The sequence below is a fragment of the Roseovarius sp. EC-HK134 genome, from assembly GCF_902498815.1.
Lineage (GTDB): Bacteria > Pseudomonadota > Alphaproteobacteria > Rhodobacterales > Rhodobacteraceae > Roseovarius > Roseovarius mucosus_A.
Genome location: NZ_LR701544.1, coordinates 3695831 through 3719477 on the forward strand (window position 1 = coordinate 3695831; position 23647 = coordinate 3719477).

A 23647-nucleotide genomic window follows, 5' to 3' on the forward strand; every position below is an offset into this window, starting at 1 on the left:
CAATGGCACTCGCCCCCCGCATGACCGCGTGAAGCGTATTCGAAATCCTTTTCGTCACGACCCCAGTCCTTTTATTGCCCCCCGGATAGAAGCCGAAAGAAAGGCCCCCAACCACTTAATCATGTCAAATAGTATCAAGTCTTCGCTTAAAGTGAAGCAAATTTCACCACATATTGTGTCCCTTAAGGAAACAATGCCACGCTCTGGCCACAATTCACCCAAAGCATACGAAAATCGCCTAAGAATCAAGAGGACAGCAAACGCCCGGCCAATGAATTGGGGCCGCTCTCGATGATCTCGACCTGACGCAGATCGCCAATCGCGACATCCCCCGTGACATGCACCGCATGCAAATGATCCGACTTGCCCACCATTTGCCCCGGCATCCGCCCCGCCTTTTCAAAGAGCACCCCAACCCTGCGCCCGACCATCGCATCTTGTGCGGCGCGCTGCTGACGGGTGATGAGCTCTTGCAAACGATAGAGCCTCTCGGTCTTGACCTCTTCGGGCACCTGCGGACGCTCGGCAGCGGGCGTGCCGGGACGGGTGGAATATTTGAACGAAAACGCAGACCCATAGTTGACCGCCTCGATCAACTCCATCGTCGCCTGAAAATCGGCATCCGTTTCCTCGGGAAACCCGACGATGAAATCCCCCGATAACAGGATATCCGGCCGCGCCGCGCGGATGCGCTCGATCAGCCGCAGATAGCTGTCGGCGGTATGGCTGCGGTTCATCCGCTTAAGGATACGGTCAGACCCGGATTGTACCGGCAAATGCAGATAGGGCATCAGCTTCGCGCACTCCCCATGCGCGGCAATCAGATCATCATCCATGTCATTGGGATGGCTTGTCGTGAATCGGATACGCTCCAGCCCGTCAATCTCGCTCAAGGCCCAGACAAGCCGCGCAAGGCCCCAATCGCCCCCCTCACCGGCCCCGTGGTAGGCATTGACGTTCTGACCCAAAAGCGTGATCTCGCGCACGCCGCGCTCGACCAGGTCGCGCGCCTCCTCCAGCACGCGGCTCGCCGGGCGGCTTACCTCGGCCCCGCGCGTATACGGCACCACGCAAAACGCGCAGAACTTGTCGCAACCTTCCTGCACCGTCAAAAACGCTGTTGGCCCGCGCCGCGCCTTTGGCCGGTGCCGCAACGTGTCAAACTTATCCTCAATCGGAAACTCGGTATCGAGCGCCTTTTCCCCCGCGCGCACCCGTGCCTCCATCTCGGGCAGACGGTGATAGCTCTGCGGCCCCACCACCAGATCGACCAGCGGCTGACGGCGCATGATCTCTTCACCCTCGGCCTGTGCGACGCAGCCCGTTACCCCGATCTTCAAATCGGGCTTGTCCAGCTTGAGTTGCTTCATCCGCCCCAGTTCGGAATAGACCTTTTCCGCCGCCTTCTCGCGGATATGACAGGTGTTGAGCAGGATCATATCGGCTTCAGCCGGATCTTGCGTCTCGACATACCCAGACCCGCCCATGGCCTCGGCCATACGCTCGCTGTCATAGACATTCATCTGACAGCCGTAGGTCTTGATATAGAGCTTTTTCACATCCGCCATGCGCCCGGCCTCCGCCCTTGGGTTCAAGATGTCTGACTACATCAGGGGAGAGGGCACTTGCAATGCCTCTGCGTTTGGCGGATTCTGCATCCAAAACCAAGGGTAAAGCCGCGCATGACCGCCCCCGATCTCAAGACCTTTCTCGCCAACCCCGGCAAGGCGCTGGCCAAGGGGCCCATCGCCATGGTCTTTGCCGAGGATGAAAGCGAACTCAACTCCACCTTGCGTCACCATCTCGACACCGGCTTTGCCGCCGTGCTGCTCTTTGCCCCCGACAATTTCGCCTTGGCCCGCGACGTGGCCGAGGCGCCCGGCCTCAGCCGGATTCGCCATGATCTGTCCTCCGGCGATACCCTGACCGAGGCCGTGAATGCGGTCATCGCCGCCGCCCCCGGCCTTTGGATGTATTACTGCTACAACGCCGAATACCTGTTCTACCCCTTCTGCGAGACCCGCACCGTGGGTGAAATGCTGGCCTTTCACACCGAAGAACGCCGCGATGCGATGCTGACCTATGTGATCGACCTCTACGCCGGCGATCTGGATCGCTATCCCGATGCCGTGTCCCTTGAGGCCGCGCATATGGACAAATCCGGCTATTACGCCCTCGCCCGTCCCGACCCCGAGAACCACAACCACCCCAGAGAACGGCAGCTTGATTTCTACGGCGGCCTGCGGTGGCGCTACGAGGAACACATCCCCGCCAAACGCCGCAAGATCGACCGCATCGCGATTTTCCGCGCCAAACCGGAACTAAGCTTGCGCGAGGATCACACCTTCTCGGACGAGGAATACAACACCTACGCCTGCCCGTGGCACCACAACCTTACCAGCGCCATCGTGTCCTTTCGTACCGCCAAGGCGCTCAAGCGCAACCCCGGCTCGACCTTTGACATCCACAGCTTCAAATGGCGCAACTCCATCCCGTTCGAGTGGCATTCGCGGCAATTGCTCGATCTGGGGCTGATGGAACCGGGACAATGGTTCTAAGCACGGCTGAAAGCGAACGCACCTAGTCAAAGCGTTCTGGTCATTCAACGATGCGCCAGAGCGCTTTACTCCGTCGCCCTCAGCAACAGCGCGGTGAGCGGCGCAAGCCCGGCATCCTTGGCCACGTCCACGCCGCCATCTACACCGGCCAGCAGGGCACGAACGGCCTCGTTGCCGTCCATAACGCCCTGCGCCTGCGCCACCAGACGCTGCATCCCGTCATGCACCCCCGGTGCCAGCGCCCGCTCTTGCCATATCGCCAACAGCCCACAAACCCCCAAGGAGACCCCTGCCACCCATGTCCAGCGCCGCGCGCGGCGCGCACGGGCGGCGGTTTTGCTTTCGGCGGGATCGGCAAAATGGCGGATATGTGTCATGCCCGCTACCTTCCAAATCCACATGGCAAGACTGTGGCAAGAATTCGGCCAGACCCGGGAATAAACCCCGCAGCCCAGCGTTCACCTGACATCCCGGATCACTGCGATCCGGGAATAAGAACGCAACCGCGCCCATGAGCGGCGCTTGAAAAAGGACCAGCACCATGGCTCGACTGACAGGAACCGACAGCGCCGACCGCTTGGTCGGCACCGCCTTTGCGGATCAAATCACCGGCCTTGACGGCAACGATACGATCTTTGGCGGCGGGGGCAATGACGCCATCAATGGCAATGACGACGGCGACCGCCTCGACGGTGGTGCAGGCAATGACACCATCGCGGGCGGCAAGGGCGAAGACACGCTTTTGGGCGGCCTCGGCAATGACCGCCTCACCGATGAAAGCGGCGATGACAGGCTCTTTGGTGGGGATGGCGACGACACGCTCGATGCAGGCGAGGGCAACGACCGCCTCGATGGCGGCACCGGCAATGACCGGATGTTCGGCGGCGAAGGCAATGACACCATGAACGGTGGCACCGGAAATGACGTGATGCACGGCGGTTCCGGCGACGATGTGATGAACGCCGGGGCCGGCGCGGATCGCCTATTTGGCGGCGAAGGCAATGATGTGATGCGTGGCGGCGGTGGCCGTGACGTGCTCTCGGGTGGCGAGGGCAATGATTTCATCGACGGTGGCCACGGCAATGACCTGATGACCGGCGGCGTGGGGGCCGATACTTTCGTCTTCAAATTCGGGCGCGATGTCATCACCGATTTTGAGCCCGGCGATGATCAGATCGACCTCAGCGGCATCAGCGGCCTCAACGATTTCGATGATGTGCTCAGCGCCGCCCGCATCTCGGGCAGCGATGTCGTGCTCGACTTCGGCGCGCATGAACTCACCCTGCGCAATTTCAGCCTGTCACAGCTCGACTCGGATGATTTCATCCTGTGACGTCTTGCGCGCTCCCGCCACCGGCGGGGGCGTGCCCCCGATCAAAGGTTCTCGGCCTGCGGCATCCCCAGCACGTGATAGCCGCCATCGACATGGATGACCTCACCGCTGGTGCAGGCCCCCGCATCGGACGCCAGATAAACCGCTGTGCCACCAATAGCCTCGAGCGTCGCATTGGCGCGCATCGGCGCATTCAGCTCGGTGTGGCGAAACGTCTTGCGCGCGCCGCCAATCGCGGCCCCCGCCAGCGTCTTCATCGGGCCGGGGCTGATCGCGTTGACGCGGATACCATCCGGCCCCAGATCATTCGCCAAATAGCGCGTCGCCGATTCCAGCGCCGCCTTGGCCACGCCCATCACGTTGTAATTCGGCACAACCTTGTTCGACCCTTGATAGGTCAGGGTCAGCAGACAGCCGCCGTTGTCCTTCATCATCGGATAGGCGCGCCGCGCCACCTCGATAAGAGAATAGGCCGAGATTTCCAGCGAATGCTTGAAATTGGCGCGGCTGGTGTTCAGGAACCGCCCGGTCAATTCCGACTTGTCGGAATAAGCCACCGCATGCACCACGAAATCAATCGTCGGCCACCGCCCCGCCAGCGCCCCAAAGGCCGCATCAAGCGAGGCATCATCGGTCACATCGACATCGAGCAGCAGGTCAGAGCCAACGCTCGCCGCCAAGGGCTCCACCCGCTTGGCGAAATTCTCGCCCTGATAGGAAAAGGCCAGCTCCGCCCCCGCCGCATGCATCGCCCGTGCAATGCCCCAAGCGATAGAGCGGTCATTGGCCACCCCCATGATCAGGCCGCGCTTGCCCTGCATCGCAATCGTCATCTCATCTCACCCGTGAAATTTGCTCAGCAACATCGAGCCATTGGTGCCGCCAAAACCAAAGGAATTCGTCATCACCGTATCCAGTCCGGCCTTGTCCACCCGCACCGTGGCAATCTCGGCCGGATCAAGGGCCGGATCGAGCGTCTCAACATTGATCGACGGGGCAATGAAATCGTTTTCCAGCATCAAAAGGCAGTAAATCGCCTCTTGCGCGCCGGTGGCCCCTTGGGAATGCCCTGTCATCGACTTGGTGGAACTGATCGGCGGGGTGCTGCCCTGCCCAAAGACCCGGCGCACCGCCTCAACCTCGCCCACATCGCCGACAGGCGTCGAGGTGCCATGCGCGTTGATATAGCTCACGCGGCGTCCCTCAGGCAGTGTCGCCACCGCCAACCGCATCGCGCGCTCGCCGCCCTCGCCCGACGGTGCCACCATATCGGCCCCATCCGACGTCGCGCCATAGCCCGTCACTTCGGCATAGATCTTGGCCCCGCGCGCCTTCGCCCGCTCCAACTCTTCCAGGACGACAATACCGCCCCCCGCCGAGATCACGAACCCGTCGCGCCCCACGTCAAAGGCCCGGCTCGCAGTCTCGGGCGTGTCATTGTACTTGGACGACATCGCGCCCATCGCATCAAAGAGGCACGACAGCGACCAATCCAATTCCTCTCCACCACCTGCAAACATCACATCCTGCTTGCCGAACATGATCTGCTCTGCAGCATGGCCGATACAATGCAGGCTTGTGGAACAGGCCGAGGTGATCGAATAGTTCAGACCCTTGATCTTGTAGGATGTGGCCAGATTGGCCGAAATCGTCGAACACATGGTCTTGGGCACAGCAAACGGCCCGATCCGCTTGGTCGATCCGGTGTCCAACGCCACCTGATGCGCCGCCAGCATGGCACTGGTCGATGGCCCGCCCGATCCCGCAACAACCCCGGTGCGCGGGTTGATCACGTCTTTTTCCTCAAGCCCCGCATCCGCAATGGCCTGCGCCATGGCGATATGCGCATAGGCCGCCCCGCCCCCCATGAACCGCAACGCGCGCTTGTCCACATGCTCGGTCACATCGAGCTTGATCGCCCCAGCCACCCGGCTGCGAAAGCCATGCTCGGCCATAGCCTCATTCGCGGTGATGCCCGAGCGCCCCTCTCGGAGCGATGCCAGAACCTCTTGGGCGTTGTTGCCAATGCTGGAGACGATCCCCAGACCTGTGACGACGACACGACGCATGGGTGCCTCCCTCTGCTTTGTTACAGCCTCTGTAAGACAGCGTGACTTGAGGGGCAAGCGGTTAGCGGGACGATCCGCGCAACACCGCGCGCACTGGTCACCCTTTGCGCAGAAGCCCGGCCAGATATGCAAGCGCGGGCTTCATAGGTTAACGCCCCGCACACCCGCAAAGGTTAAGCCTCCGACAACCGCCCGCCCGCGCATCGCACATGACGCAGCACGAGGCCGCGACCTTACAAAATCCCCTGACAAACCTTACAGAGATTACACGCGCCAGATGCCCGCACAGGGCCTGATCCGAGCCTGATCCGGGGCCTCGCATATTCAGCGCATTCGCCTATTTGCGGAAAACTGCCTCGCCCTGCTCGTCGATAACCTGCTTGGCCTTGCGCACGCAAAACGCCCGCGCCTCATCAAGGCTGGCAATGGTATCGGCCCGTAAAAGCTGGTGAACCTTCACCTCGCCCGCGATGTCCTTTTCAATCCGCGCCGCCACGCGGTATCCCCCATCTGCCGCCTGTGGCGCGGGGAAGATACGGAAATCCTTGTAGATTTCCACCTGCTCTTCGGGTTCGGCCTTGGCCTTGCCCCCAAACAATCGCGACAGGATCGACATACGGCCTCCAGATTATGCACCGTAGGGTGCGCATTCATTGCGCACCCCATAACCCCCTGTTTTCAAACGTGGTCTTTTACCCAGCTCATTGATCCAGAAAACTCCGCAGCTTGCGGCTCCGGCTCGGGTGCTTCAGCTTGCGCAGCGCTTTGGCTTCGATCTGCCGGATACGTTCGCGGGTGACAGAGAACTGTTGCCCCACCTCTTCCAGCGTATGATCGGTGTTCATGCCGATACCAAACCGCATCCGCAACACCCGCTCTTCGCGCGGTGTGAGCGATGACAGAACCCGTGTCGTGGTTTCCTTGAGGTTGTCCTGAATAGCGCTATCCAACGGAAGAATAACGTTTTTATCCTCAATGAAATCACCAAGCTGGCTGTCTTCCTCGTCGCCAATCGGCGTCTCGAGCGAAATCGGCTCCTTGGCGATTTTCATCACCTTGCGGACCTTTTCCAGCGGCATTTGCAGCTTTTCGGCCAGTTCCTCGGGCGTTGGTTCGCGGCCAATCTCATGCAGCATCTGACGACCCGTGCGCACCAGCTTGTTGATCGTCTCGATCATATGCACCGGAATCCGGATGGTGCGCGCCTGATCCGCGATCGAGCGGGTGATCGCCTGACGGATCCACCAGGTCGCATAGGTGCTGAATTTATAGCCCCGGCGATACTCGAACTTATCCACCGCCTTCATCAGGCCAATATTGCCTTCCTGAATAAGATCAAGGAATTGCAGGCCACGGTTGGTGTATTTCTTGGCAATCGAAATCACCAGACGCAGGTTGGCTTCGACCATTTCCTTCTTGGCTTGGCGCGCCTCTTTCTCGCCCTTCTGCACTTGCTGCACGATGCGGCGGAATTCGGAAATGTCCAAACCTACATACTGCCCCACCTGCGCCATGTCGGCGCGCAGTTCCGCCACCTTTTCAGGGCTGCGCTCAATGAACATCTGCCAGCCGCGCCCGGCCTTGCGGGCCATATCGTCCAACCAGTTGGGATCAAGCTCGCGACCGCGATATTCTTCAATGAATTCAGAACGGTTGATACGCGCCTGATCGGCCAGTTTGACCATGGCACTGTCGATCTGCATGATCCGGCGGTTGATGCCGTAAAGCTGATCAATCAGCGCCTCGATCCGGTTGTTGTGCAGATGCAGCTCATTGACCAGCTCGACAATCTCACTGCGCAGGGTCTGATAGGTGGCTTCCTGCTCGCGGCTGAACGATCCATCCTCGTTCAGCGTGGCCGAAATCCGGCTATCCTGCATCTCGCTCAGCTTGGCATAATCCGCCGCGATCCGGTCCAGCGTATCCAGAACGCGCGGCTTGAGCGCAGCTTCCATCGCCGCAAGGCTCATATTGGCCTGTTCGTCGTCCTCGTCATCGTCGTCAGAATGGATCGGATTGCCATCGGCATCCAGATCAGGCTCGCTGTCATCACGCCCCATACCGCCGGGGGCGCTGGTCACATTGGCAGCCCCCACCACCGGCTCGGCGTCTTCGTCGCCCAATTGCGTGCCAAACGTGGCCTCAAGGTCGATCACATCGCGCAACAGGATGTCTTCACCCAAAAGTTCGTCGCGCCAGATGGTAATCGCCTGAAAGGTCAGCGGGCTTTCGCAGAGACCTGCGATCATTGTGTTGCGCCCGGCTTCGATCCGCTTGGCGATGGCAATCTCGCCCTCGCGGCTCAAAAGCTCGACAGATCCCATCTCGCGCAGATACATCCGCACCGGGTCATCTGTACGGTCGAGCTTTTCTTCCTTGCCCGAGCCTAGGGTGATCTCGCCCCGTCGCCCGATCTCGGCAACGGCGGTCGAACGCCCCTCTTCCTCTTCCGCATCCTCGGCCTCGATGATGTTGATCCCCATTTCCGAGAGCATCGACATCACGTCTTCGATCTGTTCCGACGACACCTGATCCGGGGGCAAAACCTCATTCAGCTGGTCATAGGTGATAAAGCCCTTTTCCCGCGCCTCCGCGATCATCCGCTTGACCGCCGCCTGGCTCATGTCGAGCGAAACCTCGGCTTCGGCTTCCTCTGGCTTATCGTCGTCGGTATCTTTGGCGGCCATGAATGACTCCTCGGCTATGGGCGGGGCGGGTGATTCGGTTGACCCGAATCAATAGCGTGTTCTGTTGATTCGCACACCCGTCTACCCTGATTTATTCGGCGCTTCCTTACGAAAACAATCATCGTCCCGGTTTAGAAAAGGTTATCTTGTCGAGCAAGGCGTCGAACTGTTGTTTCTCATCTCGTTTGATCCGCGCGCCATTTTCGCCCAAATCATATTCCGCCCGGTCCTCTTGCTGGCTGCGCACAGCACGATTTCGCGCCTCAGCAGCCTGCCCCAGACGATACGTCAGTGACTCGTCCACAAGCCCCTCAATGTCCTCGGTCGCCTCGGACAGCTCTGCCATCCAGCCACGTTGGGCCGTCAGTTTGGCAAATTCTTCGGTCAGGGTCAGGATGGCAAGCTCCTCATCTCCGGGGCGCCGCACCGGCGGGATGAGCGCGACATGGGGCAAAGTCATCAGCTTTTCAAGGGGGGCCGATCCGATCTCGGCTTCAATCCGGGCGCGCAAGCCCTCGGCACCGCTTACCGCATGGCGCAGGATCAGGTCCCGCAGCCGGGCCAAATCAGGGTCTCGACACTCAAGCCTTTCAAGACCTGCCTCGAACCGCGCAGCCACGGACGGGCAAGAGATGAGCGTCGCCAGAACCACCGCCTCGCGCAGATGCACCGTGCCATCCCCGCCCGCAGCCACCAAGAGCGAGGATTTGGTCGCCGCCCGCGCCGGTTCCGGCGGTGGCCATTTGCCGCCACGGGCACGGGGCGTAAAACCGGTGCTCCGGCGCGGATTGAACAACTGCCACCGCAGGTCCTTGATCGCCTGCCCGTAATGGCTGCGAATCGACGGGTCGCGAATCAACATGATCTTTTCACGCAGCACCTTGTCGAGCGCCGCCCTACGCTCGGGGCTGTCATAATCGCGCCCTTTGGTCTCGCGCTGCCACAAAAGCTGCACCATCGGCAGCGCCGCATCAATCCGCCCCTGCACCGCGCCAGCCCCCTCGGACCGCAAGAGATCGTCCGGGTCTTTGCCCTCGGGCATCAACGCAAAACGCAGCGATTTGCCCGCCTCCAACAGCGGAAGCGCCAGATCAATCACCCGGTAGGCCGCGCGCAGCCCCGCCGTATCGCCATCAAGAGCAATCACCGGCTCTGGGCTGATCCGCCACATAAGCTGCAACTGATGCTCGGTCACAGCCGTGCCCAAGGGGGCCACCGCCGCACCAAATCCCGCCGCCACAAGGGCGATCACATCCATATAGCCCTCGGCCACGATCAGCGTTTGGCCCTTGCCCGATGCCTCCCGCGCAGGCCCGTGATTGTAGAGCGTATGAGATTTGTCAAAAAGCTCGGTTTCCGGCGAATTCAGATACTTGGCCGGGTCATCTGGGTCCATTGCCCGCCCGCCAAAGGCGATGCAGCGCCCGCGCGCATCGCGAATGGGAAACATGATCCGGTTGCGAAACGTGTCATAGGGCTTGCCACCCTTCTGGCTGTCCTTGGCCAGACCGCAGGCAAGGATCAAGTCGGGCGGCACGCCCTTGCCCGTCAGATGCTCCCACAGCCCCTGCCAGCCATCGGGCGCAAAGCCTATGTCGAATTGCGCCTGCGTCGCCTCAGCCAGCTTGCGACCCTTGAGATAGTCACGCGCCGCCGCCCCGGCCCCGCTGCGCAGGTGCAGGCCAAAAAATTTGACCGCCTGCTCCATCACCTCGATCAACTGCCCGCGCCGATCCGCCTTGGCCTGCGCCTGCGGATCGCGCTCGGGCATCGGCATGCCCGCCTCTGCCGCAAGGATTTTCACCGCTTCCATGAAATCGACATTCTCGGTCTCACGGACAAAGGCAATCGCATCACCCTTGGCGTGACAGCCAAAGCAATAGTAAAACCCCTTGCGGTCATCCACATGAAAAGACGCAGTTTTTTCTTGGTGGAACGGGCAAGGTGCCCACATATCGCCCTTGCCGGGATTTGACTTGCGATTGTCCCACGTCACTTTGCGCCCAACCACATGGGAGAGCGACAGGCGGTTTTGCAACTCGTCTAAAAATCCGGGGGGCAGGCTCATGCCCCTATATTGGGCGCGCGCCGCTCAGAGTCCAGAGGTCAGAGACGTTACTGTGCCTCGCATTGCGTGACATAGCTGCCCGCCACATCCTCGGCCAATTGCGCTTCGTCCAGCGAATAGACCCAATCGACCAAAGGCTGCACCGCAGGCGCATAGACGGCCATATCACCCGTCATTTCGGCTGTGATCGTGGTGATCGTAGCGGGGGCATCCTCACCCGCTTTGCGCGCGTCAACGGCGCTCGCCACGATTTCACCCGTGGGCGCACAGATCGGGTTTTCGGCCATGGCCATGGCAGGCATCAGGCTTAGGGCGGCACTCAGCATCAGGCGCATTGGCGATCCTCTCTTTCAGACCCCGCTCTCATAAGCCAGTTTCTCGGCCCTGTCAGCGCCTCAGATGGGGGAATTTTGTCGCGCCGCGACCCGGCGCATGGCGATTTCCGCCTCATGCACCAGTGTCGCCGCCATCGAGCGGAACACCATAATCTGCCAAAGCTGTGGCCCCAACCGGCTAATCGACCCGGCCATATGCGCCACATCCGTGCGCGCGGTATGGCCCGGCGCAAAGACCGCATCGCGCAGATCAAGCGGGCAGAGCCGCGCCAGAACCTCGGCCGCCCGCCGCCCCTCCAACTGCACGACCGCCCAGCCATCCGACTGATCCGTCAGCGCCGCATGCGCCGCCAACCCGGCCTCAGGCTCCGGACCGATCAAAAGCGCCATGTCGCGCCCAAACCACAGGGCGCGCGCCTGCGTATCCCCTGTCAGACGCCCCGGTTCCGGCCAAGCAACACCATGCGCCGCCTGCATCGCCGCAGACAGCGCCGCCACGCAGCCCCGGAAGGGTGCCAGCGACGTCATCCGCACCGGCCCCATCTCGGTCAGGCTCAGATCGCCCACCGACACCGGCAAAAGCCCCGCGCAGGGGGTCTGAACCTTGAAGTCAGCCACGCAACCGCCCTCCTTCTGGATCAAACGCCACGAGGGGCGTCACTTCGCAGATCGTCTCGGACTTGCGCAAATGGTCCACCACGCGCACCCGGTCGCCCATCCGCTCTGGTCCGCGCTGCAGAAACCCGATGCCGATCACATGCCCCAACGTGGGCGAATAGCACGCGCTCGTGACATAGCCCTGATCCTGCGCGCGAACCGCTTCGGCGCCCTCGTCAAAAATATGCGCACCGGCCAGCAATTCCTTGACCGCGCCCACCGGCTTCAACCCCACCATCCGCTCTCGGTCAGCCGTGACCAGACCGGGGCGTGCGGCCGCCGCCTTGCCGATGAAATCCTTCTTGGCGCTGATCATCCCCTGCATCCCGATGTCATAGGCGGTGACGCGGCCATGGATTTCGGCATGGGTGATGAACCCCTTCTCGATCCGCAACACATTAAGCGCCTCCAGCCCGTAAGCCCCGCCGCCCATCTCTTCGGCGCGCGCCACCAAGGCCGCAAAGAGCGCCGCCCCATAACGCGCAGGCACCGCGATTTCATAGGCATGCTCCCCCGAGAACGAGATCCGAAACAGCCGCGCCGCGACCCCACCAATCCGCGCCGTCCCACAGGCCATATAGGGAAACCCCGCCTCGTCAATCGGCGCGTCCAGCATGCCATTCAGCAGAGCGCGCGATTTTGGCCCGGCCACCGCGAATTGCGCCCATTGCTCTGTCACGGAAACAAGGCGCACATCCCAGTCAGGCCGCAACACCTGCGAGACGAATTCCAGATGCCGCATCACCTGCCCCGCCGCAGCCGTCGTGGTGGTCATCACGAAATGGGTCTCTGCCATGCGCGCGCAGGTGCCGTCGTCCATCACATGCCCATCCTCGCGCAGCATGAGACCATAACGCACACGGCCCACCTTCAGCGTCGAGAACATGTTGGTATAGACGAAATCAAGAAACCGTGCCGCATCAGCGCCTTGCACGTCGATCTTGCCTAGGGTGGACACATCGCAGATCCCGACCGCGCTGCGCACCATCGCCACTTCGCGGTCGCAGGACTGCCGCCAGGTATTCTCGCCTTTCTGCGGGAAATAGCTGGGCCGATACCAGAGCCCCGCCTCTATCATCGGCGCATTGCGCGCCACGCTTTCGGCATGCGAGGTGGTGCGCCGTTCGGGGGCAAAGCCTTTGCCCTTCCCCCCTGCCCCCAAGGCCGCGATCGGAACCGGCACATAGGGCGGACGAAAGGTGGTGGTGCCAGTCTCGGCAATACCGCGCCCCGTCGCCTCGGCCAGCACCGCCAGAGCCGCCACATTCGAGTTTTTGCCCTGATCGGGGGCCATACCCTGCGTCGTGTAGCGCTTCATATGCTCGACCGAGCGGAAATTTTCGGCCGCCGCCTGCACCACATCCTTGACCGTCACATCATTCTGGAAATCAAGCCAGGCACGCCCCTTTCCCGGCACATGCCAGAGCGGAAAGATGTCATAGGCCGCGTCACCCGCCATGGGTGCGGCCAGATCCGGCAAGCTGTATCCAAGATCCTGCGCGGCGCGCGCCCCCTCAGCCAATCCGCTCTCCAGACAGGCGCGGGTGGAAAACGCCCCCGCTGCCGCCCCCGCCGCACACAGCCCCGGCACGGCATTCGCAGGCGGCATAAACGCCTGTCGGGCCGCGTCCCACTCGGGCCGCGCGCCCATGTGACAGGCCAGATGCACCGTCGGGTTCCACCCGCCCGAAATCGCAAGACAATCCGCAGCGATCCGGTCCTCACCCCGCTGCGTGGAAATCGTCACCGCCTCAAGCCCACGCCGCCCGCTCGTGCCACAGACCTGCGCGCCGGGATAAAACGGCACGTCCAGAGCAGAGCGCGCATAGGGCCGCGCGTCGATCAATGCCGCCACATGCACCCCCGCCGCCTGCAAATCAGAGACGGTGCGATGCGCGCTGTCATTGTTGCCAAAGACCACAGTGCTCTGGCCCGGTGCCACGCCCCAGCGGTTGACGTAGGCGCGCACCGCCCCTGCCATCATCACACCGGGCCGGTCATTGTTGGGAAAGGCAATGGCCCGTTCCAATGCGCCCGCCGCCAACACCGCGCGCCGCGCCACGATCCGCCAAAAACACCCCTTGGGCGCATGGGGCCGCGTGGCCAGATCAGGCGCCAATCGCTCAAGCGCACCATAGGTGCCGCCATCATACACGCCGGTGACCGCCGTACGCGTCATGATCCGCACATTGGGCATGGCCGCAAGCTCTGCCGCGATCTCTTCTACCCAATCCACAGCGGGCAGCCCGTCAACCTCTTCCGTCTCGGCCAAGAGACGCCCACCAAGCCGCGTGTCCTCTTCGGCAAGGATCACATCCGCCCCCGCCTCTGCCGCAGCCCGCGCCGCCATCAGGCCCGCAGGACCGCCGCCGATCACCAGAACGTCACAATGGGCGTAGGCGCGCTCATAACTGTCTTCTGCCGCATCCCCCGACAACGCGCCAAGCCCCGCCGCACGGCGGATCACAGGCTCATAAACCCGCTCCCAAAACGCACGCGGCCACATGAATGTCTTGTAATAGAACCCCGCCCCAAGGAACGGCGCAAAAAGATCGTTGGCGGCCAGCACATCCAGCCCCAGCGTCGGCCAACGGTTCTGGCTGCGCGCTTCTAGACCCTCATGCAACTCGACCGTGGTCGCCCGCAAATTGGGCCTTTGTGCCGCCCCCCGCCCAACTGTCACAAGAGCATTGGGTTCTTCGCTGCCAGCAGTCATCACCCCGCGCGGGCGGTGATACTTGAAGGACCGCGCCACCATCCGCACCCCGTTGGCCAAAAGCGCCGAGGCCAACGTATCCCCCGCGAACCCTTCATAGCGGTGCCCGTCGAATTGAAATTGCACCCGGCGCGTGCGGTCGATCAGGCCCTTGTCCTCGATCCTCATGCGCCCAACTCCGCCGCTAACGCCACGCCAAGCACCGCATGCGAAACCGTGTCGCGCGTCACGATCAGCCAGGCCCCGCACCCCTGCTCATGCTGCCACAGATCGCGCGTCACACCCGCCGGATTGTCGCGGTTGTGAATGTAATCGTCCCACTCCGGGCTCCAGACTTCATCCTCGGGGCGCACGAGCGCGGCACCTTGATAATAGAATTCGCGACGATCCCGCTCGCCACAGATTGGACAGCCCAGCCTCATTTCGCGCGCGCTTTCATCGTTCCAAGAATACTCAAGATTTCGCCCTCTCTGCGCTGCTCAATGCAGGTTGTGCTGCGCCCCGGTGCCTTCTTCGTCCATCAGCCCCCGGCCCGTGCGGAACCGGTCCAGCCTGAATCCGGTAGCCGCCGGATGTGGGCGGTCGGTTGCGATAAGATGCGCCATCGCATCCCCCGAACCGGGAACCGCCTTGAACCCGCCATAGCACCACCCACAATTGAGATAGAGCCCCTCGATCCCCGCGTGATCAATGATGGGTGAACCATCGGGCGACATATCCATGATCCCGCCCCAACTGCGCAGCAGGCTTGCATTGCCGATCATCGGCATCAAGGTCATGCCCGCCTCCATCACATGCTCGACAATCGGCAGATTGCCCCGCGCGGCGTAAGAGGCATACATGTCCAGATCCCCGCCAAAGACCAGCCCCCCCTTGTCGGATTGGCTGATATAGAAATGTCCCATGCCAAAGCTGATGACATGGTCGATGCAGGGCTTTAGCCCTTCTGTGACAAAGGCCTGAAGAACATGGCTCTCGATGGGCAGGCGCATCCCCGCCATTGCCGCCACTTGGCTGGATCGTCCAGCCACCACAATCGCCAGCTTCTTGGCACGAATAGCCCCGCGTGTCGTCTGCACGCCGCGCACCTGACCATTCTCGATGTCGATGCCTGTCACTTCACAATTCTGGATAAGGTCCACGCCCCGCGTGCTGGCCCCCCGTGCATAGCCCCAAGCCACCGCATCATGCCGTGCCGTGCCTGCGCGCCGCTGCAACAGGCCGCCATGGATCGGAAACCGCGCCTGATCATAATCGAGATACGGCACCATGCGTTTCAGCTGCGCCACGCTCAGCAATTCGGCATCATCGCCCTGATTGATCATCGCATTGCCGCGCCGGGCAATGGCGTCGCGCTGCCCGTCCGAGTGAAACAGCACGATCTGCCCGCGCTGGCTGTGCATCACGTTGTAATTCAGGTCCTCTTCCAGACCCTCCCACAGCTTGAGGGAATGGCTGTAGAACTCCGAATTGCCCGGCAGGAAATAATTGGCGCGCACGATGGTGGTGTTGCGCCCCACGCTGCCGCCGCCCAGATAGCCCTTTTCCAGCACCGCCACATTGGTGATGCCATGCCGCTTGGCCAGATAATAGGCGGTCGCCAGACCATGCCCCCCGCCGCCGATGATCACCACGTCATACGCGGGTTTGGGCGTCGCATCGCGCCAATGCGCCTGCCAGCCCTTGTTGCCGGTCAGCCCTTCCTTCAAAACCCGCAGGCCGGAAAACCGCATGCCACTCCCCTTGCGCCATTTTCTGCGCCAATCTGGCGCGACTGAACCAACTTCACCCATCAATAGCAATGGCAGAGCCGAAGCTCTGCCATCTTTCCCGCCATTTTCAGGCCCATGCGCGACCCGAGCGTGTCAGAGCCCCATCGCGCGATAGCTCGCCGCGACCTTGGCGATGGACACGAGATAGGCCGCCGTGCGCAGGTCCGTCACGTCCTGACGACTGTGCCAGACCTCGCGCATCGACTGATACGCGGTGCGCATCGTGTCATCGAGACCCGAGCGCACCAGTTCCAACTCGCCCGCACCCTTGAGGTATTTCTGCTTGAAATCGGGCGACATTTCCCAAGCATCCCCCAGCCCCCGGTTGAGCCGCTGCAATTCCGTCACCAGCAATTGATGCCGCGCTTCCTCCTGTCGCCGCCCGATCCGGCCAAAGCGGATATGGCTCAGGTTCTTGACCCATTCGAAATAAGACACCGTGACACCGCCTGCATTGGCGTACATATCCGGAATAATGACCGTGCCTTTCTGGCGCAGGATGTCATCGGCCCCCGCCGTGATCGGCCCATTCGCCGCCTCGATGATCAGGGATGCCTTGATCTGTGCGGCATTGCTCAGGTTGATCACCCCTTCCATCGCTGCGGGGATCAGAATGTCACAGGCCTGTTCCAGAACCTTGGCACCCTCCTTGACAAATTGCCCCTCGGGATAGCCCTCGACACCGCCATGCCGCGCGATCCAGTTGCGCACCGCTTCGACATTCAGCCCCTTCGCATCAACCAAAGCACCATCACGCTCGATGATCCCGGTGATCAGACAACCATCCTCTTCGCTCAGAAACTTGGCCGCGTGATAGCCCACGTTGCCAAGCCCCTGCACGACCACCCGCTTGCCATCCAGCGTGCCCGACAGCTTCGCCGCCGCGATATCCTCGGGATGACGAAAGAATTCGTGCAGCGCATATTGCACACCCCGCCCCGTCGCCTCGACCCGGCCCTGAATCCCGCCCGCATTGATCGGCTTGCCGGTCACGCAGGCGCGGTAATTGATGTCCGTGGTATTCATGCGCTTATATTGATCCGCGATCCATGCCATCTCGCGTTCGCCCGTGCCCATGTCGGGGGCAGGCACGTTTTGCGCCGGGTTGATCAGGTCGCGCTTGATCAGCTCATAGGCAAAGCGCCGGGTGATCAACTCCAACTCATGCTCTTCCCACTGGCGCGGATCAAGCCGCAATCCCCCTTTGGAGCCGCCAAACGGGGCCTCTACCAGCGCGCATTTATAGGTCATCAGCGCAGCCAACGCCTCGACCTCGTCCTGATTGACGCCCATGGCATAGCGGATACCGCCCTTGACCGGTTCCATATGTTCGGAATGAACGCTGCGATAGCCGGTAAAGGTGTGGATTTGTCCGCGCAAACGCACGCCAAAGCGCACGGTATATGTGGCATTGCAAACGCGGATCTTTTCCTCGAGCCCCGGCGGCAGATCCATCAGCGCCACCGCGCGATTGAACATCAGATCCACACTTTCGCGAAAGCTCGGTTCCTTGCTGGCGTTCATTCGTCCTCTCCCTGTTGCAGCCCGGCTCTGTCGACTGGCCCAAGTAGCGCGCAGCCCCGGTGCAGTCGTATGCTACCCGATGAAAGCCGTTTGTCTACCCGCCGCCAGCGCGCCCCTTGGCGGATTCGGGCCAACTTGGGTGTTTGTCGCCAAAGGTCATACAATCGAGCGCCAGCTTTTACATTGTTGATTTTGATTGATTAACTTCTGCATTTTCGTCCGAAACCCGCCACAATTCAGCCATAGAGAATAAGGATAAAGCCAGATGGTGCAGTGCGGGGTTGGGGAAATGCTCCGTCACAATGAGGTGTTTACATGCTTTGGAATGGCAAGACGTCGGGTCGGGGGGCACGGTCGAACTTGCGCGAGACGACGCGCGCAGCAGAATATGCGGAACGGTTCGCCAAGGATGAAGAGGGCACCGTAACGGTACTCGCATTTGCGATTTTCGTTATGTTCCTCGTCATGGGCGGTATCGGCATTGATATGATGCGTCAGGAAATGGCGCGCGCCAGCCTTCAGGCTACGCTGGATCGGGCCGTTCTGGCTGGGGCCACAGCGGTCAACAACGCCACGGCCAGGGCCGTGATCGAGGATTACTTCGCCAAATCAGGTCAGTCCGACTATCTCGCGGCGCAGGAAGCCGGCGATATCGACATTCGTCTCAACTCGTCCAAGGTTACGGCACGGGCGACCCAAACGCTTGACACCTACCTGATGCGCCTTGCCGGGGTGGACACGCTGACCTCAGCGGGCAACTCTACCGCAGAGGTGACGATCCCCAAGCTGGAAATCGCCATGGCGCTCGACGTCTCGGGCTCCATGATTGGCGCTCGTATCGACGCATTGAAACCCGCCGCCATCGAATTTGTCGACTCCATTCTCGACAGCACAGAACCGAATGATGCGGTGATCTCAGTGGTCCCGTTCAGCTGGGGCGTGACCCCGTCCAAGGAAATCTACGAGGCGCTGACCGTCAACGAAACTCACAAGTATTCATCGTGCCTAGAGTTGAATGACTCGCATTTCACCGACACCACGATTGATCCGAACACAGCCTATAATCAGCTGATCTATACCTCCCGCGAGGGCGTAACCTTTGGCGATCTCACGACAACACCACTGGGCGACTTCCTCGATACCTATAACCAGACGTGCTATACGCAGGATTATTTCAACATCCTGCCCTACGCCACCACCAAAACAGCGCTGCACGACAAGATCAATGGGCTACAGGCGGGCGGCAGTACCTCGAACGACGAAGGCGTGAAATGGGCCGCAGCTTTGCTGGACCCGGCCTTCCAGCCCGTTGTCACAAGCCTCCAGCAACCGATCCAGGTGCCTCAGGATGACGGCACCATCCTGACCTATTCCTTGGTTGAACCCGCGCTCAGCGATATGCCCGCCGTCTTCAACGAAAGCGAAACGCTCAAGGTGATCGTGCTCATGGGCGACGGGGCGAATGACAATTCATATAGCTTCAGCAACACCTATCGCGGGGCGAACTCGGACCTGTTCAAGCTGACGTACGAGCAAATGCAGTTCCTTTACCTCCAGCGGAACTATGACAATCGCCGTTGGTATGGGTCAGAGTATCAGCAATACTGCAGCTACAGCGGCTATACATGCATCTATGAGCCGACAGGCGAGGAACAGGTGGCTTATTTCCTGCGCCGCCCCTCGGACAGCCGCATGTTCAACGTCACCGATGGCGGTTCCGTAACGTGGTCCACCTTTAACAACTACAACTCAAACACCCTGCCCGGCTTCATTTCCAGCGAGCGTCTGAGCTGGGAAACCGCTTGGGGCCTCATGTCGCCGCGCTTTTATGGCAACACGACTGGCAACTGGGGACCGTGGAACAACTTCCTAAGCAACACGATTAACCGCTCGAAGAAAGATGAACGTCTCGACGACATCTGCCGCGAGGCCAAATCCGAAGGTATCGTGATCTATACCATCGCCTTTGAGATGGGCAATCAGCCAACGGGGGCCGACAAGATCAAGAAATGCGCCTCGTCGGTCAATCATCACTACAATGCGACAACCGTCAATATTGCCAGTGCCTTCAGCGCCATCGCGGCGAATGTGAAACAGTTGAGGTTGACCCAATGACCCGCGTGTTCAAAAACTTCCTACGCCGTTTCCGGCAGGACGATACCGGCACCGCTTCGCTCGAATTCGTTCTGGTGGCCCCGTTCTTCATCGGCATCATGATCTTTTCGATCGAAATGGGGTTTGTGACCATGCGCGCCACCTTGCTCGAGCGCGGGCTGGATATGGCGGTGCGCGAGGTGCGCCTAGGCACCGGAACGGCACCGCAGCATGATGACATCAAACAGATCATCTGCACCAACGCGATCATGATCAACGATTGCGAAAACAACCTGCGCCTGGAAATGCGCCCCGCAGATATCCGCAACTTCAATGGGCTAGATGCAGAGGCCGATTGCACGGATCAGGCAGAGCCCGCCAAGCCGGTGCGCGAATTCGTGCCCGGCCAGCAAAACGCGCTCATGCTCTTGCGCGCCTGCCTCAAGTTCCGGCCGCTGTTCCCTGCGGGGATGCTCGGCAGCCGCCTTGTCCCAGACGGCGACAGCCAAGCGTCCCTCGTCGCCACGACTGCCTTTGTTCAGGAGCCAATCTGATGACCCTGCGCCCTGCTCTCAAACTGCTGCGCCGGTTTTGGAAACAAGAAACCGGAACCGCCGCCATGGAAACGGTCGTGATGTTCCCCTTCCTGTTCATGGGGCTCACCTTCAGCTACGAATATTTCGACATGTTCCGCTATCAGAGCGTCCGAGAAAAGGCGACCTACACAGTTGCCGACATGCTCTCGCGCGAAACCTCTGAGGTGAACGAGGCCTATATCGACAACGTCAAAGTCCTGTTCGACATCATGACCAATGATGACGGAAACAATCAGGTGCGTGTCACCGTGGTTCGCTACCACGTCGACGCCACCAACAACATTGACGAGTTCGAACTGCGCTGGTCCGAAGTGCGCGGCTCGGGCGATCTCAACCCTCTGAGCGCGGATGATGTGCGCAACGCCCATGCGACGCTGCCGCAAATGCTGAATGGCCAGGAAATCATCTTGGTCGAGACCTCCTCGGATTATGACCCGGTCTTCTCCACCGGGTTCACCGATGGCACCAATATCAAAACACGGATGTTCGTGCCGCTGCGCTTTGCGTCGCAACTGTGCTTCGAGGGTGTCTGTACCGCCGCTTAATCCTGCGACTGCCGGGTGATCAACTCTTGAATCTGCTCGGCCATGTACTTGGCTGGCGTGCCAGCGGTTACTCCGCCCACGCCAACACTGCGCCCAACACGCCACCAAAGCCCCGGTTGCCAGACAGCCGGGGCTTTTTCCGTCAGCAGGATGCGAAAGCCGTTTGACGGCTTGAACGCAAACACGCCCCGATCCACCGATCTAATCTGTGCCGCTGGCGCGATCATCCGGCCCGTGTTGTCGCGCAATCCGTCGCGCGTCAGCACCAGCCATTGCGCCGTCGCCCGCCACATCCGCTCGGCCAGAAAAACGCACGTGCCTCCGAACCCGACCATGAACACCTGCCAGCCAAGGCTCGGGGATTGGACAAGTGCCAGATAAAGCAGCGTCAGCCCCAGGCCCGCAACCGAACCGACACCCAGAATCCGCCGCCCCGCCGACGCCCCTAATGCCGCCAAAACCTCTTCATCCTGCATGCGATCTCTCCCTTTGCGCCTGCCTTTACCCCGGATCGTCCCCCATGGCGAGAGGGGCACCGCGCAAAACGCACAGGCGCCGTTCAGCCATGAACAGACAGCACCATTTCACCAGCGCCTACGCTGCCTATATGCTGTCTCAAAGGAGATTTACCATGTCCATAAGACCTGTTTTGGAACAACGTCAGGCCATTCCCACACGAGAGGGGGCGGGCGTAGACCTTCACCGCGCGTTCGGCTTTCAGGACCCAACCGAACTTGACCCGTTCCTTTTGTTCGACGACTTCCGCAATGACGATCCCGCACGCTATACGGCGGGCTTTCCCTGGCATCCGCATCGCGGCATCGAAACGATCACCTACGTCCTTGCAGGCGAGGTCGCGCATGGTGACAGCTTGGGCAATCAGGGCAGCTTGGGCGCAGGCGACGTGCAATGGATGACTGCCGGATCGGGCATCCTGCATCAGGAAATGCCACGCGGCAACGCGCAGGGTCAGATGCACGGCTTCCAACTCTGGGCCAACCTGCCCGCCGCACAAAAGATGACCGCCCCCCGCTACCAAGACGTGCAATCGGCGGACATCCCCGAGATCATCGACGATGACGGCACGCGTGTGCGCGTGATCGTGGGGGAGTTCTGGGGGCGGCGCGGCCCTGTGGACGGCATCGCCGCCGATCCGCAATACCTCGATATCTCGGTCCCTGCAGGAGTGAAAAAGACCTTTCCGGTCGACACGTACCGGCGCAGCTTTGCCTATGTGTTCGAGGGGGCCGGTGCCTTTGCCGATGCCTCAAAACCCACCGGAGTCTTGCTGGAAAAGGAAGTTGCCGGTCAAGAGATCCACATCCGCGACTTCTCTGGCGACCGTACGTTGATCCGTTTTGGCAGCGGCGATAGCGTGACAGTGCAGGCAGGCGAAAAAGGCGTGCGGTTCCTGCTCATTTCCGGTGCCCCGATCCAAGAACCGGTCGCGTGGCACGGCCCGATCGTGATGAACACCAAGGACGAGTTGCGTCAAGCCATGCGCGAATTGCGAGAGGGCAGTTTCATCAAGTGAAGCAGCGGGGCAGGCAGGGACTTAAGAGCGCGACTGGCCTGTTGCTGGGCATCAACCAACATCCGCGCGGCTCCACGTTTAGGGCAAACGTCCTCTCTCTGCTCATCTCTCGCAAAAGGCACCCGGAGGCCAATTTTGCCCCTCACCCTTCCACCGACCGCCGCACCATATCCCAATAAACCGCCTCCACCTCTGCCAGCGACAGACGCCCCTGCGCGCGATACCAGGTGTTGACCCCGGTCAGCATCGCAATCAACGCCATGCTGGCGATCCGTGGCTCGGCAACAACCATCGTGCCCGCCTCCGCCCCTTGCCGCAACACCGCTTCAAGCCGCGTCTCATAATCCCGCCGCAGCCCCTCGATCGCCGCAAAATTCGCAGGCTCAAGGTTGCGCAATTCCATATAGGACACAAAGACCGCATCCGCCCGGCTGGTGTTGAAACGAATGTGAAATCGCGTGAACGCCTCCAGCGCCGCCATCGCATCGCCCTGAGGCTCCGCACGATCCCAAGCGGCCAGCAACTCTTCCATATGCCCGCGCATCAGATCAAACAGCAGCGTCTGCTTGTCGGGCGTGTAATTATAGAGCGCGCCCGCCTGCACCCCCACCGCCGCTGCGATCTGCCGCATCGAGACCGCCGCATAGCCATGCCGCGCAAAAAGCCGCAACGCCGCCTCGCGCACACGCGGGCCTGTAATATCGGAATGAGAGCCTTGGGTTCGTGCCATGACATCGGGTTTAACTGAACACGCGTTCAAATCAAAGCCCGGCTTGCCCTTTGCCCCCAAAGAATGGCAAGACAAGCACACCCTCCGGCACAAAGGACACCGGCCCCGATGACACCGGCCCTCATGGCTCTGCGCTTGCCCCTTTTGATCCTGATCACCGGCCTCGTGACGGGATGCAGCGATATCCTGCCGCTCGACCGCTCTGTAGATAAACGTACACGGGATGCGGCCTATCCCGATCTGATCCCGGCCGAAAACATCCGCGCCAAGGCAACCACACCTCAGATCACGCCCGACACCGCCGACAATCTCGATCAGCGCAGCGCCGGGTTGCGCGCCCGTGCGGCGCGGCTCAAGGGGGGCGTGGTCGATCCCGGCACGCAAGAGCGCCTGCAAACCGGCGTGCGCGAGTGAAAACCAACGTCCATC

General features: G+C 61.1%; 22 protein-coding genes. 7 read left to right on the top strand and 15 right to left on the bottom strand.

Going from position 1 to position 23647, the window contains the following annotated elements; translation table 11 throughout:
- Positions 1-245: 245 nt before the first annotated feature.
- On the bottom strand, positions 246-1568 hold the full coding sequence (gene miaB / locus GC127_RS21660) for a tRNA (N6-isopentenyl adenosine(37)-C2)-methylthiotransferase MiaB (protein WP_151978969.1): 1323 nt from the start codon (positions 1566-1568) through the stop codon (positions 246-248).
- Between the two features lie 114 nt (positions 1569-1682).
- On the opposite strand from miaB, the gene GC127_RS21665 reads away from it, so the two are divergent.
- On the top strand, positions 1683-2558 hold the full coding sequence (locus tag GC127_RS21665) for a glycosyltransferase family 2 protein (RefSeq protein WP_008280422.1): 876 nt from the start codon (positions 1683-1685) through the stop codon (positions 2556-2558).
- Positions 2559-2623: 65 nt separating this feature from the next.
- Here the strand turns inward: GC127_RS21665 and GC127_RS21670 are convergent, their stop codons facing one another.
- Positions 2624-2935: a hypothetical protein gene (locus GC127_RS21670; protein ID WP_008280423.1), complete on the bottom strand. Its 312-nt coding sequence runs from the start codon at positions 2933-2935 to the stop codon at positions 2624-2626.
- Positions 2936-3099: 164 nt separating this feature from the next.
- Here GC127_RS21670 and GC127_RS21675 point away from each other — a divergent pair, with 164 nt between their 5' ends.
- Positions 3100-3891, top strand: coding sequence for a calcium-binding protein (locus GC127_RS21675; protein WP_151978968.1), 792 nt, complete (start codon positions 3100-3102; stop codon positions 3889-3891).
- Between the two features lie 41 nt (positions 3892-3932).
- Here GC127_RS21675 and GC127_RS21680 read toward each other — a convergent pair whose 3' ends face one another.
- From GC127_RS21680 to GC127_RS21730, 11 genes are all read right to left on the bottom strand, one after another.
- The gene (locus GC127_RS21680) at positions 3933-4724 is read right to left on the bottom strand and encodes an enoyl-ACP reductase (RefSeq protein ID WP_151978967.1); all 792 of its coding nucleotides are present in this window, start codon (positions 4722-4724) and stop codon (positions 3933-3935) included.
- Positions 4725-4730: 6 nt separating this feature from the next.
- On the bottom strand, positions 4731-5960 hold the full coding sequence (gene fabB / locus GC127_RS21685) for a beta-ketoacyl-ACP synthase I (protein ID WP_008280426.1): 1230 nt from the start codon (positions 5958-5960) through the stop codon (positions 4731-4733).
- 337 nt (positions 5961-6297) lie between these two features.
- Positions 6298-6576 carry an HlyU family transcriptional regulator gene (locus tag GC127_RS21690; protein ID WP_151978966.1) on the bottom strand — a complete coding sequence of 93 codons (279 nt, stop codon included), beginning with the start codon at positions 6574-6576 and terminating at the stop codon, positions 6298-6300.
- An 85-nt stretch (positions 6577-6661) separates the two neighbouring features.
- Entirely contained in the window at positions 6662-8647 is a 1986-nt protein-coding gene (gene rpoD / locus GC127_RS21695) for an RNA polymerase sigma factor RpoD (protein WP_008280428.1), read from the bottom strand.
- Between the two features lie 118 nt (positions 8648-8765).
- Positions 8766-10715, bottom strand: coding sequence for a DNA primase (gene dnaG, locus GC127_RS21700; RefSeq protein ID WP_151978965.1), 1950 nt, complete (start codon positions 10713-10715; stop codon positions 8766-8768).
- A 47-nt stretch (positions 10716-10762) separates the two neighbouring features.
- Positions 10763-11050, bottom strand: a complete 288-nt coding sequence (locus GC127_RS21705; RefSeq protein WP_008280430.1) for a hypothetical protein — start codon at positions 11048-11050, stop codon at positions 10763-10765.
- A gap of 60 nt (positions 11051-11110) precedes the next feature.
- Positions 11111-11668 (bottom strand): sarcosine oxidase subunit gamma, encoded by a 558-nt coding sequence (locus GC127_RS21710; RefSeq protein ID WP_151978964.1) that lies wholly within the window; start codon positions 11666-11668, stop codon positions 11111-11113.
- On the bottom strand, positions 11661-14591 hold the full coding sequence (locus GC127_RS21715) for a sarcosine oxidase subunit alpha family protein (RefSeq protein ID WP_151978963.1): 2931 nt from the start codon (positions 14589-14591) through the stop codon (positions 11661-11663). Before GC127_RS21715 ends, GC127_RS21710 begins: the two co-directional genes overlap by 8 nt.
- A complete protein-coding gene (locus tag GC127_RS21720) occupies positions 14588-14845 on the bottom strand; it encodes a sarcosine oxidase subunit delta (RefSeq protein ID WP_151978962.1) in 258 nt (85 codons plus the stop codon). The genes GC127_RS21715 and GC127_RS21720 overlap by 4 nt, the downstream gene beginning before the upstream one ends.
- 57 nt (positions 14846-14902) lie before the next feature.
- Positions 14903-16156, bottom strand: a complete 1254-nt coding sequence (locus GC127_RS21725; RefSeq protein ID WP_008280434.1) for a sarcosine oxidase subunit beta family protein — start codon at positions 16154-16156, stop codon at positions 14903-14905.
- Between the two features lie 132 nt (positions 16157-16288).
- Entirely contained in the window at positions 16289-17719 is a 1431-nt protein-coding gene (locus GC127_RS21730) for a Glu/Leu/Phe/Val dehydrogenase (protein WP_008280435.1), read from the bottom strand.
- A 315-nt stretch (positions 17720-18034) separates the two neighbouring features.
- Between GC127_RS21730 and GC127_RS21735 the strand changes: the two genes are divergently transcribed.
- Genes GC127_RS21735 through GC127_RS21745 form a run of 3 tightly spaced genes read left to right on the top strand, consistent with a single transcriptional unit; the run spans position 18035 to position 20954 of the window.
- The gene (locus GC127_RS21735) at positions 18035-19834 is read left to right on the top strand and encodes a Tad domain-containing protein (RefSeq protein ID WP_151978961.1); all 1800 of its coding nucleotides are present in this window, start codon (positions 18035-18037) and stop codon (positions 19832-19834) included.
- Positions 19831-20367 (top strand): TadE/TadG family type IV pilus assembly protein, encoded by a 537-nt coding sequence (locus GC127_RS21740; RefSeq protein WP_008280437.1) that lies wholly within the window; start codon positions 19831-19833, stop codon positions 20365-20367. The genes GC127_RS21735 and GC127_RS21740 overlap by 4 nt, the downstream gene beginning before the upstream one ends.
- Positions 20367-20954 carry a TadE/TadG family type IV pilus assembly protein gene (locus GC127_RS21745; protein WP_008280439.1) on the top strand — a complete coding sequence of 196 codons (588 nt, stop codon included), beginning with the start codon at positions 20367-20369 and terminating at the stop codon, positions 20952-20954. The genes GC127_RS21740 and GC127_RS21745 overlap by 1 nt, the downstream gene beginning before the upstream one ends.
- On the opposite strand, the gene GC127_RS21750 is transcribed toward GC127_RS21745, so the two are convergent.
- The gene (locus GC127_RS21750; RefSeq protein ID WP_008280440.1) at positions 20951-21430 is read right to left on the bottom strand and encodes a hypothetical protein; all 480 of its coding nucleotides are present in this window, start codon (positions 21428-21430) and stop codon (positions 20951-20953) included. The two genes, GC127_RS21745 and GC127_RS21750, sit on opposite strands and share 4 nt — an antisense overlap.
- Before the next feature lie 155 nt (positions 21431-21585).
- Here GC127_RS21750 and GC127_RS21755 point away from each other — a divergent pair, with 155 nt between their 5' ends.
- Positions 21586-22488, top strand: a complete 903-nt coding sequence (locus tag GC127_RS21755) for a pirin family protein (RefSeq protein WP_151978960.1) — start codon at positions 21586-21588, stop codon at positions 22486-22488.
- A gap of 142 nt (positions 22489-22630) precedes the next feature.
- Here GC127_RS21755 and GC127_RS21760 read toward each other — a convergent pair whose 3' ends face one another.
- Entirely contained in the window at positions 22631-23218 is a 588-nt protein-coding gene (locus GC127_RS21760) for a TetR family transcriptional regulator (protein ID WP_151978959.1), read from the bottom strand.
- Positions 23219-23326: 108 nt separating this feature from the next.
- Here GC127_RS21760 and GC127_RS21765 point away from each other — a divergent pair, with 108 nt between their 5' ends.
- Positions 23327-23632, top strand: coding sequence for a hypothetical protein (locus GC127_RS21765; protein ID WP_008280443.1), 306 nt, complete (start codon positions 23327-23329; stop codon positions 23630-23632).
- Positions 23633-23647 lie beyond the last annotated feature (15 nt).

What these genes read in the sequence shown, in the direction of transcription:
- miaB (WP_151978969.1), bottom strand. Translation starts at nt 1,568, where the DNA reads ATGGCGGATGTGAAAAAGCTCTATATCAAGACCTACGGCTGTCAGATG.
- GC127_RS21735 (WP_151978961.1), top strand. Translation starts at nt 18,035, where the DNA reads ATGCTTTGGAATGGCAAGACGTCGGGTCGGGGGGCACGGTCGAACTTG.
- fabB (WP_008280426.1), bottom strand. Translation starts at nt 5,960, where the DNA reads ATGCGTCGTGTCGTCGTCACAGGTCTGGGGATCGTCTCCAGCATTGGC.
- GC127_RS21665 (WP_008280422.1), top strand. Translation starts at nt 1,683, where the DNA reads ATGACCGCCCCCGATCTCAAGACCTTTCTCGCCAACCCCGGCAAGGCG.
- GC127_RS21765 (WP_008280443.1), top strand. Translation starts at nt 23,327, where the DNA reads ATGACACCGGCCCTCATGGCTCTGCGCTTGCCCCTTTTGATCCTGATC.
- GC127_RS21720 (WP_151978962.1), bottom strand. Translation starts at nt 14,845, where the DNA reads ATGAGGCTGGGCTGTCCAATCTGTGGCGAGCGGGATCGTCGCGAATTC.
- GC127_RS21670 (WP_008280423.1), bottom strand. Translation starts at nt 2,935, where the DNA reads ATGACACATATCCGCCATTTTGCCGATCCCGCCGAAAGCAAAACCGCC.
- dnaG (WP_151978965.1), bottom strand. Translation starts at nt 10,715, where the DNA reads ATGAGCCTGCCCCCCGGATTTTTAGACGAGTTGCAAAACCGCCTGTCG.
- GC127_RS21755 (WP_151978960.1), top strand. Translation starts at nt 21,586, where the DNA reads ATGTCCATAAGACCTGTTTTGGAACAACGTCAGGCCATTCCCACACGA.
- GC127_RS21745 (WP_008280439.1), top strand. Translation starts at nt 20,367, where the DNA reads ATGACCCTGCGCCCTGCTCTCAAACTGCTGCGCCGGTTTTGGAAACAA.
- GC127_RS21715 (WP_151978963.1), bottom strand. Translation starts at nt 14,591, where the DNA reads ATGAGGATCGAGGACAAGGGCCTGATCGACCGCACGCGCCGGGTGCAA.
- GC127_RS21760 (WP_151978959.1), bottom strand. Translation starts at nt 23,218, where the DNA reads ATGGCACGAACCCAAGGCTCTCATTCCGATATTACAGGCCCGCGTGTG.
- GC127_RS21680 (WP_151978967.1), bottom strand. Translation starts at nt 4,724, where the DNA reads ATGACGATTGCGATGCAGGGCAAGCGCGGCCTGATCATGGGGGTGGCC.
- GC127_RS21740 (WP_008280437.1), top strand. Translation starts at nt 19,831, where the DNA reads ATGACCCGCGTGTTCAAAAACTTCCTACGCCGTTTCCGGCAGGACGAT.
- GC127_RS21690 (WP_151978966.1), bottom strand. Translation starts at nt 6,576, where the DNA reads ATGTCGATCCTGTCGCGATTGTTTGGGGGCAAGGCCAAGGCCGAACCC.
- rpoD (WP_008280428.1), bottom strand. Translation starts at nt 8,647, where the DNA reads ATGGCCGCCAAAGATACCGACGACGATAAGCCAGAGGAAGCCGAAGCC.
- GC127_RS21675 (WP_151978968.1), top strand. Translation starts at nt 3,100, where the DNA reads ATGGCTCGACTGACAGGAACCGACAGCGCCGACCGCTTGGTCGGCACC.
- GC127_RS21750 (WP_008280440.1), bottom strand. Translation starts at nt 21,430, where the DNA reads ATGCAGGATGAAGAGGTTTTGGCGGCATTAGGGGCGTCGGCGGGGCGG.
- GC127_RS21705 (WP_008280430.1), bottom strand. Translation starts at nt 11,050, where the DNA reads ATGCGCCTGATGCTGAGTGCCGCCCTAAGCCTGATGCCTGCCATGGCC.
- GC127_RS21730 (WP_008280435.1), bottom strand. Translation starts at nt 17,719, where the DNA reads ATGAACGCCAGCAAGGAACCGAGCTTTCGCGAAAGTGTGGATCTGATG.
- GC127_RS21725 (WP_008280434.1), bottom strand. Translation starts at nt 16,156, where the DNA reads ATGCGGTTTTCCGGCCTGCGGGTTTTGAAGGAAGGGCTGACCGGCAAC.